A 15,707-nucleotide genomic window follows, 5' to 3' on the forward strand; every position below is an offset into this window, starting at 1 on the left:
CGGAGCACGTTGCCGCATGCTAGTCTGTGCATGGCCACCATGTCGGCGACCTCTTGTAAGGCAATAGTGCTGACCTATCATGGTGGGTATACATTATGGCCCGCCCCGGATCGGCGGAGCGGCAAGAGGAAACGCTGATGGCGCTCAAACCCGTCACGCTCGACGACAAGTACGATCTTTCCAAGGATCAGGTTTTCGTTTCCGGCACCCAGGCCGTACTCCGGCTCTGCCTGATGCAGAAGGAGCGCGACCGGCGAGACGGCTTCAACACCGCCGGCTACGTCACCGGATACCGCGGCTCGCCGCTCGGCGGTCTCGACCAGACGTTCGGCCGCGCCAAGACGCTGCTGCAGCAATCCGACGTGGTGTTCCAGCCGGGTCTGAACGAGGACCTGGCGGCCACCGCGCTGTGGGGCGCGCAGCAGGCCGAACTGCGCGGGCAGGGTGCGTTCGACGGGGTGTTCGGCATCTGGTACGGCAAGGGTCCCGGCGTCGACCGGACCGGTGACGTCTTCCGGCACGCCAATTTCGCCGGGTCCGCGCCGCGCGGCGGCGTTCTGGCGCTGATGGGCGACGACCATACCTGCGAATCCTCCACCACCGCGCACCAGTCCGAGTTCGCCTTCGTCGATGCGATGATCCCGATCCTGAGCCCGGCGGGCGTCCAGGAGATCCTCGACTACGGCGTGCACGGCTGGGCGCTGTCGCGCTATGCCGGCACCTGGTGCGGCATCAAGTGCGTCAAGGACACCATCGAGTCGACGGCGATCGTCGATGGCCGCGTCGACCGGGTCGAGATCAAGACGCCGACCGATTTCGAGATGCCGCCCGGCGGCCTCAATATCCGGATCGGCGATCATCCGATCACGCAGGAAGCCCGCCTGCACGATTTCAAGCGCTACGCGATCCTTGCCTATCTGCGGGCCAACAAGCTCGACAAGATCGTCATGCAGGGCGGCAAGACGCCGAAGATCGGCATCGCCACGGCGGGCAAGAGCTATCTCGACGTGCGTCAGGCGCTCGAGGACCTCGGCATCGACGAGGTGAAGGCGGCCAAACTCGGCATCCGGCTCTTCAAGGTGGCCTGCCCGTGGCCGTTGGAGCCGGAAGGCGTCAAGCGCTTCGCCGACGGGCTGGACCTGATCATCGTCGTCGAGGAAAAGCGCTCGCTGATCGAGACACAGCTGAAGGAGCAGCTCTATGGCACCGGCAAGGCGCCGGTGATCGTCGGCAAGCACAACGAGACCGGCGGCTGGCTGTTTCCGTCCAAGGGCGCGCTCGATCCCAACGATATCGCGATTGCCATCGGCGAGCGCGTTCTGTCGGTCCGCAAGGACAAGGACGTCGCCGCCAGGCTGGACGAGATCAGGGCCTTCCAGAAGGTTCTCGCCGACACCCAGGACGTGGCCAGCCGCACCCCGTATTTCTGCGCTGGCTGCCCGCACAACACCTCCACCGTGGTGCCGGAGGGCAGCCATGCCTATGCCGGCATCGGCTGCCACTTCATGGCCCAGTGGATGGACCGGCATACCGAGGGCTTCACCCAGATGGGCGGCGAGGGCGCCAACTGGATCGGCGAGGCGCCGTTCTCCAAGCGCGGGCATGTGTTCCAGAACCTCGGCGACGGCACCTACAACCATTCGGGCTATCTGGCGCTGCGCGCAGCCGCCGCGTCCGGCGTCAACGTCACCTACAAGATCCTGTTCAATGACGCGGTCGCGATGACCGGCGGGCAGCGCCACGAGGGCGGGCTGACGGTGCCGCAGATCGCCGCCCAGGTCACCGCCGAGGGGGCCAAGAAGGTCGTCATCGTCACCGACGAGCCGGACAAGTATCCTACCGGCACCGAGTTCCCGGCCGGCGTCACCATCCATCACCGTTCCGAACTCGACGCGGTGCAGAAGACGCTGCGCGAGATCCCGGGCCTGACCGTCCTGATCTATGACCAGACCTGCGCGGCGGAAAAGCGGCGCCGGCGCAAGCGCGGCCAGTTCCCCGACCCGCAGAAGCGGATCTTCATCAACGAACTCGTATGCGAAGGCTGCGGCGATTGCGGCGTCCAGTCGAACTGCGTCGCGATCCAGCCGGTGGAGACGGAGTTCGGCCGCAAGCGGCAGATCGACCAGTCGAGCTGCAACAAGGACTATTCCTGCATCAAGGGGTTCTGCCCGAGCTTCGTCACCGTCGAGGGCGGGCGGCTGAAGAAGGGCAAGCGCAACACGGTCGGCGAGACCGATTTCCCGGATTTCCCGACGCCCGACCTGCCGCAGATCGACGGGACCTACGACGTGGTGGTCACGGGCGTCGGGGGCACCGGCGTCGTCACCATCGGCGCACTGATCGGCATGGCCGCGCATCTGGAAGGCAAGGCCTGCGGCATCATCGACATGGCCGGGCTGGCGCAGAAGGGCGGTTCGGTGCTGACGCACCTGAAGATCGCCGAAGATCTCGACTCGATCTCCGCGATCCGGGTGTCGGCCGGCGCGGCCGAGCTGGTGCTCGGCTGCGACATCGTGGTCGCCGGCACCAAGAAGGTGCTTGCCTCGATGCGGCCGGGCCGCACGGAGGTGGTCATCAACACCCATGCCGCCTATCCCGGCGATCTAACGCACAATGCCAACTTCAGCCTGCCGATCGAGCGGCTGAAACGGGCGATCCGCGGACAGGCGGGGCAGGGGCACGTCCACACCGTTGATGCGACCGGGCTCGCGACCGCGCTTCTCGGCGACTCGATCCTCGGCAACATCTTCATGCTCGGCTATGCTTATCAGCTCGGGCGGCTGCCTCTGTCGGCGGAGGCGCTGGAAAAGGCGATCGCGCTGAACGGCGTGGCCGTCGCCGACAATGTCGCCGCGTTCCGTTGGGGCCGCTGGGCGGCGATAGACGCGGACGCGGTGGAAGCGCTGGCGGAGCCGGGCCGCGATGCCGATCCGCTGCACGACATCGCGACGAACCTCGACGAGATCATCGATCGCCGCGCCGCCTTCCTAACTGGCTACCAGAACGCCGCCTACGCCGAGCGCTATCGCGCGCGGGTCGAGCGCGTCCGTGCCGCCGAACAGGCGGTGAAGTCCGGCGAGACGGCGCTCACCGAGGCGGTGGCCCGCTATCTGTTCAAACTGATGGCCTACAAGGACGAGTACGAGGTCGCCCGGCTCTATACCGACGGCACCTTCGCCAAGGCGATCGCCGATACGTTCGAGGGCGACTACAAGCTGAAGTTCCATCTCGCCCCGCCGCTTCTCAACAAACCGGACCCGGCGACGGGACGGCCGGAGAAGAGCGTCTACGGCCCTTGGATGATGAAGGGCTTCAGGATGCTGGCCACGCTGAAGGGCCTGCGCGGCACGGCCTTCGACATCTTCGGCTATTCCCACGAGCGGCGCATGGAACGCCAGTTGATCGCCGACTACGAGGCGACGCTGGACGAGGTCGTCTCAAGGCTCGATGCCGCACGGCACACGACGGCGCTGGCGCTCGTTTCGGTGCCGGAGAAGATCCGCGGCTACGGGCCCGTCAAGGAGCGCAACCTGACGGCCGCCAGGGCCGAGTGGACCGCGCTGGCCGAGGCGTTTCGCTCCGGTGCCGCTGCGGCGCGTCAGGCGGCAGAGTGATCGGGCTCACACAGAGCGGGTGATGCCGCCGTCGATGCGGATGTTCTGGCCGGTGATGTAGCTTGACCGGTCGGAGGCGAGGAAGGCGATCAGGTTGGCGACCTCGTCGGCGTGGCCGTAGCGTCCCATCGGGATGCGCGCGCGCCGTTCCGCGGATTCGGGCAGGCTGTCGATGAAGCCGGGCAGCACGTTGTTCATGCGAATGTTCTCGGCCGCATGGGCATCGGCGAACAGCTTGGTGAAGGCGGCGAGGCCGGCACGGAAGACGCCCGACGTCGGGAACGTCGATTCCGGCTCGAAGGTCGCGTAGGTGGAGATGTTGACGAAGGCCCCGCCGCCCTGGCGCTGCATCACCGGCGTCGCGATCCGCGCGATGCGGACGACGTTCATCAGATAGAAGTCCATGCCGCGGTGCCAGTCCTCGTCCGATATGTCGAGAACGGCGCCCTTGGGCCCGTGTCCGGCGCTGGAGACGACCGCGTCGATGCGGTCCCACTTGGCGACCGTCTCGGAGACGAGCCGGCCCAGATCCTCGTTCGACTGATTGGAGCCCTGGACGCCGAAGCCGCCGAGCTCCTCGGCCAGCGCGACGCCCTTTCCGGAGGACGAGAGGATCGCGACGGAGAACCCGTCGCCGGCCAGCTTGCGCGCGGCCGCGGCGCCCATGCCGCTGCCCCCGCCGATGACAATCGCGACTTTCCGTTCGCTCATGGGCCGGTCCCCCCTGTTGGTTTGCCTTCGCAGTGGTTTTCTAGCATTCGCGGCAGCGATAAGACACCGCACCGCCGTGCGCTTGAGCAACGGTGCATGTGGGGCGATACTTCGGGCGAAACCCGCAAGGAGCCCGTGAGGATCTGGTGATCGCCCCGGAACATCTCAGCCGCATCGCCGTCTGGTCGAAGGAACTGACCGACGAGGAGGCGGATCGGGCCTGCCGGGGCATCACCGAGAGGACGCTCTCGACAGGCACCTATCTGTTCCATCGCGGCGACAGCTTCGACTCCTGGACGGGTGTCGTGTCGGGCATCGTCAAGATGAGCACGGTGACGAGTTCCGGAAAGGCGGTCAGCTATACCGGCATAACCAACGGCGGCTGGTTCGGCGAAGGCTCGATCATCAAGAACGAGCCGCGCCAGTACGATATCGTGGCGCTGCGCAACAGCCAGATCGCCTGCATGACCGGGTCCACGTTCCGGTGGCTTTTCGAGAACTCGACCGGCTTCAATCGTTTCCTCGTTACCCAGCTGAACGAGCGCCTGGGCCAGTTCATCGCCTTTCTCGGCCACGACAGGGCGTTCGAGGCGACGCCGCGCGTGGCGCGATGCATCGCCTGGCTGTGCAATCCGGTGCTGTCGCCGGGCATCGGCAAGCACCTGGAGATCAGCCAGGAGGAACTCGGGCTGCTGTCGGGCCTGTCCCGTCAGATGGCGAACCGCAGCCTGAAGGTGCTCGAGGAGGCGGGGCTCGTCCGGGTCGCGCACGACGGCGTCGAGATCCTGGACCTGGACGGTCTGAAGCATTTCGGAGAGTAGCCGGGGAGAAATTCCCGGTCATGGGCGAATGGCCCGAAACCGTGCAATTTTTCGGGGAAATTGGATGCCGGCTACAGAAATGGTGGGTGTTTGGGCCCGAAAAACTCCGCCGGCTATGTTCGCCAGCTATATTCTCCCACGCCTAATTGATGTTACCCCCATCTGTCTGTCAACTGTCCGATGGTATCATCCGGCAGGATGTGCACACTGCGGCCTCCGATCGGCGCATCCGGCTACGCATACATAAGACGCTGCGACGCTTGATTGTGGCTACCGGTCGGTTCTAACGTCAAAGCACAATAAGCGCCGAAAACGGCGCGCTTTCAGGTGGGGAAACCGATGACGCAAGCCGTGGCTTCCACGGGCGGCGAGGATACGTTTCCGAAGCTGCTCGTCCGCAATGCCCGAATCTGGGCCGATCGGCCGGCGATCCGGGAAAAAGACCTGGGCATCTGGCAGACCTGGACCTGGGCGGAGGTGCTCGACGAGGTGCGGGCCTTCGCCGTCGGGCTTTCCGAGCTCGGGCTCGAGCGCGGCGACAAGATCGCCATCATCGGCGCCAACAAGCCCCGTCTCTACTGGACAATGTGCGCCGCGCAGATGATCGGCGCGATCCCGGTGCCGGTCTATCAGGACGCGGTGGCCGCCGAGATGGTCTTTGTGCTGCAGCATGCCGAGGCGCGTTTCGCCGTGGTCCAGGACCAGGAGCAGGTCGACAAGCTGCTCTCGCTGTCCGACGACCTGAAGGGGCTCGAGCGCATCATCTACGACGAGAGCCGTGGCCTGAAGGACTACGATCACGACCGTCTGCACCCCTTCGGCGACGTCCAGGCGCTCGGCCGAAAGGCACTCGCCTCCAATTCCGACGCCGCCGCGGCGCTCGACGCCTCGATCGCGGCGGGCAAGGGCTCCGATATCGCGGTGATCCTGTATACGTCGGGCACCACCGGCCAGCCGAAGGGCGTCATGCTGTCCTTCGACAACACGGTAATCAGCGCCAGGCTCGCCTGCGAGTTCGACCATCTCACCGAGCAGGACGAGGTGCTCGCCTATCTGCCGATGGCCTGGGTCGGCGACCACATCTTCTCCTACGCCGAATCCTACTGGAGCGGCTTCTGCGTCGCCTGCCCGGAATCGGCGGAAACGATGCTGCAGGACCTGCGCGAGATCGGCCCGACCTATTTCTTCTCGCCGCCGCGCATCTTCGAGACCCTGCTGACCACCGTGATGATCCGGATGGAGGACGCCGGTCCGCTGAAGCGGAAGATGTTCCACTATTTCCTGGCGGTGGCGCGCCGGGCCGGCGAAAAAATCCTCAACGGCGAGCCGGTGCCGTTCTCCGACCGTGTGCTCTATGCGATCGGCAAGGTGCTGGTCTACGAGCCCCTGAAGAACGTGCTGGGCCTGTCCCGCATGCGCGTCGGCTATACCGCCGGCGAGGCGATCGGGCCAGAGATCTTCCGCTTCTACCGGTCGCTCGGCCTCAACCTGAAGCAGCTCTACGGCCAGACCGAAGCCACCGTCTTCGTGACGGTGCAGCCCGACGGCGAGATCCGCGCCGACACGGTCGGCAAGCCGGCTCCGGAGGTCGAGATCCGGATCGACGATTCCGGCGAGGTGCTCTACCGCTCGCCGGGCGTGTTCGTGGGCTACTACAAGAACGAGGACGCGACCAAGGCGACGAAGACCGCGGAAGGCTGGGTGCATACCGGCGACGCCGGCTTCTTCGACAGCGAGGGGCACCTGCGGATCATCGATCGCGCCAAGGACGTCGGCCACCTCAAGGACGGCACGCTGTTCGCGCCGAAATACCTGGAAAACAAGCTGAAGTTCTACCCGAACATCAAGGAGGCCGTGGCCTTCGGGCATGAACGCGACTTCGTGACCATGATGCTGAACATCGATCTCGTCGCGGTCGGCAACTGGGCGGAGCGCAACAACGTCTCCTATGCGAGTTACCAGGAGCTCGCCGGCCTGCCGCAGGTCTACGACATGCTGGAGGCGCATGTGGTCGAGGTGAACCGGGACCTGTCGAACGAGCCGCGGATGGCCGGTTCGCAGATCCACCGCTTCCTGATCCTGCACAAGGAGCTGGACGCCGACGACGGCGAGCTGACCCGCACCCAGAAGGTCCGGCGCGGCTATATCGCCGAGAAGTATGCGCCGCTGATCTCCGCGCTCTACGACGGCTCAACCGAACAGGACATCTCGACGGAAGTGACCTTCGAGGACGGCCGCAAGGGCGCGATCAAGGCGCGGGTCAAGATCCGCGATGTGCAGACCTTCGGCCTCGGGGCGCAGCAGGAGGCCGCCGAATGAGCGCGCTGGCAGCCGAGTCGACGATGGCCGAGACCCTTCTGGCGGTTGACGACATTTCGTTGTCGTTCGGCGGCGTGCGCGCCATCCGCAACGTGTCGTTCGATATCAAGCGGGGCGAGATCCGCGCGATCATCGGCCCCAACGGCGCCGGCAAGACGTCGATGCTCAACGTCATCAACGGCTTCTACCATCCGCAGGAAGGAACGATCTCCTTCCGCGGCGAGCAGCGCCGGCGCATGAAGCCCTACGAGGCGGCGAGCCAGGGCATCGCCCGAACGTTCCAGAACGTGGCGCTGTTCCGCGGCATGACGACGCTCGACAACATCATGGCCGGGCGGACCCTGAAGATGCATCGCGGCTTCTTCTGGCAGTGCCTGCACTGGGGACCGGCGCTGAAGGAAGAGGTCGAGAACCGGCACAAGGTCGAGGAGATCATCGACTTCCTCGAGATCCAGGCGATCCGCAAGACGCCGGTCGGGCGGTTGCCCTACGGCCTGCAGAAGCGCGTCGAGCTGGCCCGGGCGCTGGCCATGGAGCCGGATCTGCTGCTGCTCGACGAGCCGATGGCGGGCATGAACCTCGAGGAAAAGGAGGACATGAGCCGCTTCATCCTCGACGTGAACCAGCAGCTCGGCACGACGATCGCGCTGATCGAGCACGATATCGGCGTGGTCATGGACCTGTCCGACCGGGTGGTGGTGCTCGACCACGGCGAGAAGATCGCCGACGGCCTGCCCGCCGAGGTGCAGGCAAACCAGGACGTCATCGACGCCTATCTCGGCGTCTCGCACTAGGGGACGATGGCAATGGATATCCTCTACCAGGTCTTCATCGATCCCTTCGTGCAGATGGTCGAGCTGCCGGACTTCCTCCTGCAGGTTCTGTGGGAAGGCTTCGTCTCCGGCATCCTCTACGCACTGATCGCGCTCGGCTTCGTGCTGATCTTCAAGGCCTCCGGAGTCTTCAATTTCGCGCAGGGCATCATGGTGGTGTTCGCCGCCCTGTCGCTGGTCGGGCTCTATGCGCTTGGCCTGCCCGCCTACGTGGCGCTGATCGCGACCATCGCCATCATGGGCGTCCTTGCCTATGTGGTGGAGCGGACGATCTTCCATCACCTCGTCAACCAGCCGGACATCATCCTGCTGATGGCGACGATCGGCCTGACCTACTTCCTGATCGGCTTCGGCGAGTTCGTCTTCGGCGGCGATCCGAAGGTGATGATCACCGAGGAACTCGGCCTGCCGACGGGATCGACGGCCTTCGACGTGCTCGGCGGGCTGGTCATCCTCCAGCACATCGACATCGCGGCGGCCGTCATCGCCATCATCATGGTCCTCGCGCTCGCCGTCTTCTTCAACAAGACGCGGATCGGACGGGCGCTGCGGGCGGTGGCCGACGACCATCAGGCGGCGCTGTCGGTCGGCATCTCGCTCGATCAGATCTGGGTCATCGTCTGGTTCGCCGCCGGCATCGTGGCGCTGGCGACCGGAATCATGTGGGGGGCGCGATCGGACGTTTCCTTCGCGCTGGAAATCGTCGCCTTCAAGGCCCTTCCCGTGCTGATCCTCGGCGGCTTCACGTCGATCCCCGGCGCCATCGTCGGCGGGCTGATCATCGGCATCGGCGAAAAGATCGGGGAGATCTACTGGGGGCCGCTGGTCGGCGGCGGCATCGAGAGCTGGCTCGCCTACGTCATCGCGCTGATCTTCCTGCTGTTCAGGCCGCAGGGATTGTTCGGCGAGAAGATCATCGAGCGCGTGTGAGGGGCTGAAACGAACATGCTGTACCGCGAAGCCGGCCAGTTCAAGACGACCTACGAGGCGGACCAGGCGGTCTTCCCGATCCTGCAGGATCGGATCGGCGTCGTCGTCATCCTCGTCATCGCCCTGTTGATCCCGCTCATCGCCTCCGACTTCGTCCTGGCCTCGATCATGATCCCGTTCCTGATCTTCGCCATGGCGACCATCGGGCTCAACGTGCTGACCGGCTATGCCGGCCAGCTTTCGCTTGGCACCGGCGCGTTCATGGGGGTCGGCGCCTATGCCTGCTACAAGCTGACCACGTTCTTCCCGGACGTGAACATCATCATCCTGGTGGTTCTGTCGGGCATCTTCTCGGCGGGCATCGGCATCGTCTTCGGATTGCCGTCTCTGCGCATCAAGGGGCTTTATCTCGCCGTCACGACGCTCGCCGCCCAGTTCTTCCTGGAGTGGTGCTTCATCCGCATTCCGTGGCTCTACAACTACAACAACTCCGGCGCCATCGAGGTGCCCGAGCGCACGGGACTGGGCGGGTTCGTTCTCGCCGGTCCGGCCTCGCCTCCGGTCACCCGCTACTATGTCGTGCTCGGGATCGTGGTCGTCACCACGCTGATCATGAAGAACGTCATCCGCGGCCGGATCGGCCGGACCTGGATGATGATCCGCGACATGGATATCGCCGCCGAGCTGATGGGCGTACGGCCGCTCTTCACCAAGCTGTCGGCCTTCGCGGTGTCGTCCTACATCTGCGGCGTCGCCGGCGCGATGATGGTGTTCTTCTGGCTCGGCGCGGCGGAACCGTCGTCGTTCTCGATCACCCTGTCGTTCCAGATCCTGTTCATGGCGATCCTCGGCGGCCTGGGCAGTCTGATCGGCTGCTTCTTCGGCGCTGCCTTCATCTGGATCCTTCCCGTCGTGCTGCGCACGGGGCTGCCTGAGATCGGCATCGATATCGGTGCGGAAACCGTCGAGCATGTCAGCCGGATGATCGTGGGGGCGCTCATCATCTTCTTCCTGGTCGTCGAGCCGCATGGCCTCGCGCGGCTATGGCAGATCGGCAAGGAAAAGCTTCGGGTCTGGCCGTTCCCCTACGCGTGAGGGGCGCCGGACCATCGTGGGTCGTCCCTGAACGGGCGGCCTCAAATCGGTACCATCGGGCATCGGACCGCGCCTGGTGTTTCCGGAATTCAACGGTCCACAACGGCTGATACACAGCCGGCCAACTGGGAGGTACGCAATGATGTTTAGAAAATGCGCCCTCGGTGTCGCCGCGTTCGCCATGGCAGGCAGCCTTGCCGCCGAGGCGTTCGCGCAGGACACCGTGTTCATCCCGCTTCTGTCCTACCGGACGGGTCCCTTCGCCGGCTCCGGCATCCCGGTCGCCAACGGCATGTGGGACTACCTCACGATGCTCAACGAGCGTGACGGCGGCATCAACGGCGTCAAAATCGAGATCGAGGAATGCGAGACCGGCTACGACACACAGAAGGGCGTCGAGTGCTACGAGGGAACCAAGGGCAAGAACCCGCTCGTCTACAATCCGTATTCGACCGGCATCACCCTGCAGCTGATCCCCAAGGCCTCGGTCGACAAGATCCCGGTCCTGTCGATGGCCTATGGGCTTTCGGCGGCTGCCGAGGGCAACGTGTTCCCGTGGGTGTTCAACCCGCCGGCCACCTATTGGGACGGCGCGTCGGGCATCATCAAGCACATCGCCGACCAGGAAGGCGGCCTCGACAAGCTGAAGGGCAAGAAGATCGGCTATATCTTCCTCGACGCCGGTTATGGCCGCGAGCCGATCCCGCTGCTCGAGGACCTTGCCAAGCAATACGGGTTCGAGCTGCTGCAGTATCCGGTTCCCGGCAAGGAGATGCAGAACCAGTCCTCGCAGTGGCTGAACGTGCGCCGTGACCGGCCGGACTACATGGTCATGTGGGGCTGGGGCGCCATGAACCCGACCGCCGTCAAGGAAGCCGCGAAGATCCGCTATCCGATGGACAAGTTCATCGGCATCTGGTGGTCGGGCGGCGACGACGACGCGCGCGCCGGCGGCGCGGACGCCAAGGGCTACAAGACGATGAACTTCAACGGTGTCGGCGCCGACTATCCCGCGCTCCAGGACATCAAGAAGCACGTCCTCGATACCGGCAAGGGCCAGACGGATCCCGCCAAGGTCGGCGAGAACCTCTACAACCGCGGCGTCCTCAACTCGGTGCTGATGGCCGAAGCCATCCGTACGGCGCAGGAGATGACCGGCAAGAAGGTCATTGACGCGGCCGACATGCGGGCCGGACTCGAGAATCTCGAGATCACGGAGGAACGCTGGAAGGAGATAGGCCTGGAAGGCTTCGCGCCGGCCATCAAGATGAGCTGTTCGGATCACAGCGGCCACCACAACATGTACATCGCCCAGTGGGATGGCGAGAAGTGGACCCAGGCGACCGACTGGTTCGCGCCGATGACCGACGTCGTCCAGCCGCTGCTCGCGGCGGCCGCCAAGGAGTATGCCGAGAAGAACGCTCCGTGGCCGGAGCGGACGGAGGCCTGCGCACAGTAAGCGCATGACGACAAGCGGGGTCGCGGCGTCTGCCGCGGCCCCGCAATCAGGACATCCAGCACTTTGTTCTACGAGACGACCCGCGGGGAGAAATCGCGATGAATGCCGTGGCTGCGACCACCCATGTCGGTGATGCGGTTGCGCCCGATGTGGCGCCGGTCCTCTCCGTCAACAATATCGAGGTCATCTACGACCGCGTCATCCTGGTGCTGAAAGGCGTGTCGCTGACGGTGCCCGAGGGCGGCATCGTGGCGCTGCTGGGCGCCAACGGCGCCGGCAAGACGACGACTCTGAAGGCGATTTCCAACCTGCTCGGCGCCGAGCGCGGCGACGTCACCAAGGGCGCGATCATCTTCAAGGGAGAGCGGGTCGAGGCCCTGTCGCCGAACGAGCTGGTCCGGCGCGGCTGCATCCAGGTGATGGAGGGGCGGCATTGCTTCGGCCATCTGACCATCGAGGAGAACCTGCTCACCGGGGCGTACACGCGCCGCGACGGCGGCGGCGCCATCCGCCAGGACCTGGAGATGGTCTACAGCTACTTCCCGCGCCTGCGCGAGCGCCGCTCGAGCCTCGCCGGCTATACCTCGGGCGGCGAACAGCAGATGTGCGCGATCGGACGGGCGCTGATGTCGCGGCCGACGATGATCCTGCTCGACGAACCGTCGATGGGGCTCGCCCCCCAGCTCGTCGAGGAGATCTTCGAGATCGTCAAGCAGCTCAACGTCAACGAGGGCGTCAGCTTCCTGCTGGCCGAGCAGAACACCAACATGGCGCTGAAATACGCTAAGTATGGCTACATCCTGGAGAACGGCCGGGTGGTGCTCGACGGCGAGGCGTCGGCCCTGCGCGAGAACGAGGACGTCAAGGAATTCTACCTTGGCGTCGGCGGCGGCGAACGGCGCAGTTTCCGCGATGTCAAAAGCTATCGCCGGCGCAAGCGCTGGCTGTCGTGAACGCCCGATCGCCCGCCGCGGCGAACGGACAGGTCCCATGCCGCGGCGGCGCGGCGCATGCACAACGAGGTTGAAGCCCGATGGGGGAACATTTCGATTCGCTGGAAACCCGTGACCCGCAGGCGCGCGAGAGGGCGCTGTTCGACGCCTTGCCGGGGTTCATCGGCGAATGCATGCGGGCGGCGCCCGGCTGGGCCGATCTGCTGAAGGGCGTCGACGCCCGCGCGGTGACGGATCGCGAGAGCCTGGCCAGGCTGCCGGTGCTGCGCAAGTCCAGGCTTCTGGAACTGCAGCGCGAGCGCCCGCCGTTCGGCGGTCTGGTGACCAAGGCGCCGGGCGCCTTCGCGCGCCTGTTCATGTCGCCCGGTCCGATCTTCGAGCCGGAAGGGGCCGGCAAGGACTGGTGGCGCGCGGCGCGCGCCCTGTTCGCGGTCGGCCTGAGGCCCGGCGACGTCGTCCACAATTCCTTCGCCTACCACATGACGCCGGCCGGCCACATGTTCGAGTCCGGCGCCCGCGCGCTCGGCTGTGCGGTCATCCCGGCCGGCGTCGGCAACACCGAACTGCAGGTCGATGCGATCGCCCAGCTTCGGCCGAAGGGCTACGCCGGCACGCCGGACTTCCTGAAGGTCTTGCTCGACAAGGCCGACGAGCTCGGCAGGGACGTGTCCAGCCTGAAGATGGGACTCGTCTCCGGCGCCGCCCTGCCGCCGTCGCTGCGCGAGGAGCTGAGCGGGCGCGGCGTCGAGGTGCTGCAGGGCTATGGCACGGCCGACATCGGCATCATCGCCTACGAGAGCGCGGCGCGCGACGGCATGGTCATCACCGAGGAGATGATCGTCGAGATCGTCCGCCCCGGCACTGGCGAACCGGTCGCGGAGGGCGAGGTCGGCGAGATCGTCGTCACCAGCTTCAACGGGGACTATCCGCTGATCCGTTTCGGCACCGGCGACCTGTCGGCGGTCTTGCCCGGCATCTCGCCGTGCGGGCGCACCAACATGCGCATCAAGGGCTGGATGGGACGCGCCGACCAGCGCACCAAGGTCAAGGGCATGTTCGTCGACCCGGAGCAGATCGCCGAGATCGGGCGCCGCCATCCGGAAGCCGGCAGGCTGCGCCTCGTCGTCACCCGCGACGGCGAGCAGGACGCCATGACGCTGAAGGCGGAGGGCGGCGACCGGGACGGTCTGGCCGAAACCCTGCAGTCGGTGACCAAGATGAAGGGGGGCGTCGAGCTCGTGGAGCCGGGCAGCCTGCCCAACGATGGCAAGGTCATCGCGGACGAGCGCAGCTACACCTGATGGCCTACACCTGCCGGCCCCGCCGCGGCGCCGGTCCTTGCGGCCGGCCTTTCTGCGGCGCGAGCCTCACTGCAGCGAGACGCGTCCGTCCACGGCGGCGCCCTTCGTCCCCCTTATGCGCACATAGACCATGACGTCGCTGGCCATCAGGTTGCCGTGCAGCGCGCCGCGGATCACCTTGCCTTCCCCGAACACGGTATAGCCGTCGCCGCCGCGCAGCAGGAAGTCGTTGGTGGCGATCTTGTAGGTCTTCGCCGGGTCCAGGGGCGCGTTGCCGATCTCGACGCCGGTGACACGCTCGCCGACCGGCTTCGACAGATCCGCGGTGACGCGCATGCCGGAGACGTGGGCGAAGCGTCCGCTTACCTGGTCTATTGCCGAGTATCCGTTCTCGAGGGCTTCCTTGATCTGGGCGCCGGTCAGTTCGATGATCACGGTCTTGTTGCGGAAGGGCAGTTCGGTGAGGATGTCGCGGCGGGTCAGCTCCGCGCCGGTCTGATAGATCTTTTCCCCGCGTATGCCGCCACCGTTGGTGATCGCCGCGTCGGCGCGGGTCGCAGAGCGCATGGCGTCCGCGATCAGGTTGCCGATCGCTGATTCCTGGGTGCGCACGATGGCGCGGCGGCTGTCGAGGGCGACGTCGACCGTGCCCAGCCCGACGTCGAGTTCCTTCGAGAGTTCCGCCTCGTAGCCGCGGATCCGGGCGGCGACGTCGGGGTCCGGCGCGATCTGGGCGGTATCGACGACCCGAATGCCCGGTGTCCAGCGCACCAACCGCCGGCCATCCGACTCTTCGATGTCGATCGCAAGGTCGACCACGACGATGTACTCGGCTTGCGCCTTCGACTCCGCGAGCAGGGTGCGACCGTCGAAGAACACCGTGAGGTCGTGGTCGTCGCCGCTCAGGATGACATCGGCCGCGCGCGTGCCTATCAGGGCCTGGTCCTCAGGACGGTCGGCATGCGCCAGGGCGACGACGATGTCGGCGCCGGCCTCCCGTAGTCTGGCCGCCTGTACCTCAAGCGTCTCCGACATCTCGCTGAACGTCAGATTGCCGGGGTTCGACTTCACGTAGGCTTCGTCCGAGGTCAGCCCGACGAGGCCGACCTTCACGCCGTCGAATTCGAACATCCGCGTGTCTCTAACGCCGCGAACGCGCTTTCCGTCGGCCTCGCGCATGTTCGCCGCGAGAACGGGAAACGTCGCCTGCCCGACCAGCTCGCGGAACACGTCGGCGCCGAGATCGAATTCGTGATTGCCGGGGGTCATGGCGTCCGGGGCGATCGTGTTGAGGAGCTGGATGATGTGCGTGCCCTGATCGAAGCCCGACAGCAGCGACGGGAAGATCGCGTCGCCTGCATGCAGGACCAATGTGTTCCTGTTGGCGGCGCGTTCGCGGGCGACGAGCGTCGCAAGCCGTGCGAAGCCGCCACGCGGCTCTCCCACCTCGATCGAGTCGAGGTCGTTCACAAGAACGAAGGTGACGGCGACCGGTTCGGCGAGCGCGTCCGTCCGCGCCGCGGTCGATCCGAGGGCGAAAGCCAATGCCACCAGGACAAACCGCGAGAGCCATCGCTTCTGCATGGGGAGCCTTTTCCAGCCGGGTTACTTTAGGTCAGTCATTCTACACGAACTGTTGACCTGTACATGACGCCGCCGGCGCCGTTTTTT

The 15,707-nt window shown here is 65.7% G+C and carries 11 protein-coding genes; 9 read left to right on the forward strand and 2 right to left on the reverse strand.

Annotated features, from left to right (window positions below):
- Window positions 1-137: 137 nt before the first annotated feature.
- Window positions 138-3,614, forward strand: coding sequence for an indolepyruvate ferredoxin oxidoreductase family protein (locus tag MUB46_RS07110; protein ID WP_261615191.1), 3,477 nt, complete (start codon window positions 138-140; stop codon window positions 3,612-3,614).
- A 6-nt stretch (window positions 3,615-3,620) separates the two neighbouring features.
- Here the strand turns inward: MUB46_RS07110 and MUB46_RS07115 are convergent, their stop codons facing one another.
- Window positions 3,621-4,325, reverse strand: coding sequence for an SDR family oxidoreductase (locus tag MUB46_RS07115; RefSeq protein WP_261615192.1), 705 nt, complete (start codon window positions 4,323-4,325; stop codon window positions 3,621-3,623).
- 146 nt (window positions 4,326-4,471) lie between these two features.
- Here MUB46_RS07115 and MUB46_RS07120 point away from each other — a divergent pair, with 146 nt between their 5' ends.
- The 8 genes from MUB46_RS07120 to MUB46_RS07155 all read left to right on the forward strand — a co-directional run bounded on the left by MUB46_RS07120 (window position 4,472) and on the right by MUB46_RS07155 (window position 14,036).
- Entirely contained in the window at window positions 4,472-5,146 is a 675-nt protein-coding gene (locus MUB46_RS07120; RefSeq protein ID WP_261615193.1) for a Crp/Fnr family transcriptional regulator, read from the forward strand.
- Between the two features lie 339 nt (window positions 5,147-5,485).
- The gene (locus MUB46_RS07125) at window positions 5,486-7,465 is read left to right on the forward strand and encodes an AMP-binding protein (RefSeq protein ID WP_261615194.1); all 1,980 of its coding nucleotides are present in this window, start codon (window positions 5,486-5,488) and stop codon (window positions 7,463-7,465) included.
- Window positions 7,462-8,259 (forward strand): ABC transporter ATP-binding protein, encoded by a 798-nt coding sequence (locus tag MUB46_RS07130; protein WP_261615195.1) that lies wholly within the window; start codon window positions 7,462-7,464, stop codon window positions 8,257-8,259. Before MUB46_RS07125 ends, MUB46_RS07130 begins: the two co-directional genes overlap by 4 nt.
- A 12-nt stretch (window positions 8,260-8,271) precedes the next feature.
- On the forward strand, window positions 8,272-9,228 hold the full coding sequence (locus MUB46_RS07135; protein ID WP_261615196.1) for a branched-chain amino acid ABC transporter permease: 957 nt from the start codon (window positions 8,272-8,274) through the stop codon (window positions 9,226-9,228).
- Between the two features lie 15 nt (window positions 9,229-9,243).
- Complete coding sequence (locus MUB46_RS07140; protein ID WP_261615197.1) at window positions 9,244-10,323, forward strand: branched-chain amino acid ABC transporter permease; 1,080 nt, start codon at window positions 9,244-9,246, stop codon at window positions 10,321-10,323.
- Between the two features lie 139 nt (window positions 10,324-10,462).
- Entirely contained in the window at window positions 10,463-11,782 is a 1,320-nt protein-coding gene (locus MUB46_RS07145) for an ABC transporter substrate-binding protein (RefSeq protein ID WP_261615198.1), read from the forward strand.
- Between the two features lie 98 nt (window positions 11,783-11,880).
- A complete protein-coding gene (locus tag MUB46_RS07150) occupies window positions 11,881-12,735 on the forward strand; it encodes an ABC transporter ATP-binding protein (RefSeq protein ID WP_261615199.1) in 855 nt (284 codons plus the stop codon).
- An 80-nt stretch (window positions 12,736-12,815) separates the two neighbouring features.
- A complete protein-coding gene (locus MUB46_RS07155; protein WP_261615200.1) occupies window positions 12,816-14,036 on the forward strand; it encodes a phenylacetate--CoA ligase family protein in 1,221 nt (406 codons plus the stop codon).
- Between the two features lie 66 nt (window positions 14,037-14,102).
- Here MUB46_RS07155 and MUB46_RS07160 read toward each other — a convergent pair whose 3' ends face one another.
- Entirely contained in the window at window positions 14,103-15,620 is a 1,518-nt protein-coding gene (locus MUB46_RS07160; protein ID WP_261615201.1) for a bifunctional metallophosphatase/5'-nucleotidase, read from the reverse strand.
- Window positions 15,621-15,707 lie beyond the last annotated feature (87 nt).

Origin of the sequence: Microbaculum marinisediminis (assembly GCF_025397915.1) — a bacterium.
In the GTDB taxonomy this organism is placed as follows: domain Bacteria; phylum Pseudomonadota; class Alphaproteobacteria; order Rhizobiales; family Tepidamorphaceae; genus Microbaculum; species Microbaculum marinisediminis.

Coding starts and splice junctions, on each gene's coding strand:
- MUB46_RS07110 (WP_261615191.1), top strand. CDS start 138: ATGGCGCTCAAACCCGTCACGCTCGACGACAAGTACGATCTTTCCAAG.
- MUB46_RS07115 (WP_261615192.1), bottom strand. CDS start 4,325: ATGAGCGAACGGAAAGTCGCGATTGTCATCGGCGGGGGCAGCGGCATG.
- MUB46_RS07125 (WP_261615194.1), top strand. CDS start 5,486: ATGACGCAAGCCGTGGCTTCCACGGGCGGCGAGGATACGTTTCCGAAG.
- MUB46_RS07130 (WP_261615195.1), top strand. CDS start 7,462: ATGAGCGCGCTGGCAGCCGAGTCGACGATGGCCGAGACCCTTCTGGCG.
- MUB46_RS07135 (WP_261615196.1), top strand. CDS start 8,272: ATGGATATCCTCTACCAGGTCTTCATCGATCCCTTCGTGCAGATGGTC.
- MUB46_RS07140 (WP_261615197.1), top strand. CDS start 9,244: ATGCTGTACCGCGAAGCCGGCCAGTTCAAGACGACCTACGAGGCGGAC.
- MUB46_RS07145 (WP_261615198.1), top strand. CDS start 10,463: ATGATGTTTAGAAAATGCGCCCTCGGTGTCGCCGCGTTCGCCATGGCA.
- MUB46_RS07150 (WP_261615199.1), top strand. CDS start 11,881: ATGAATGCCGTGGCTGCGACCACCCATGTCGGTGATGCGGTTGCGCCC.
- MUB46_RS07155 (WP_261615200.1), top strand. CDS start 12,816: ATGGGGGAACATTTCGATTCGCTGGAAACCCGTGACCCGCAGGCGCGC.
- MUB46_RS07160 (WP_261615201.1), bottom strand. CDS start 15,620: ATGCAGAAGCGATGGCTCTCGCGGTTTGTCCTGGTGGCATTGGCTTTC.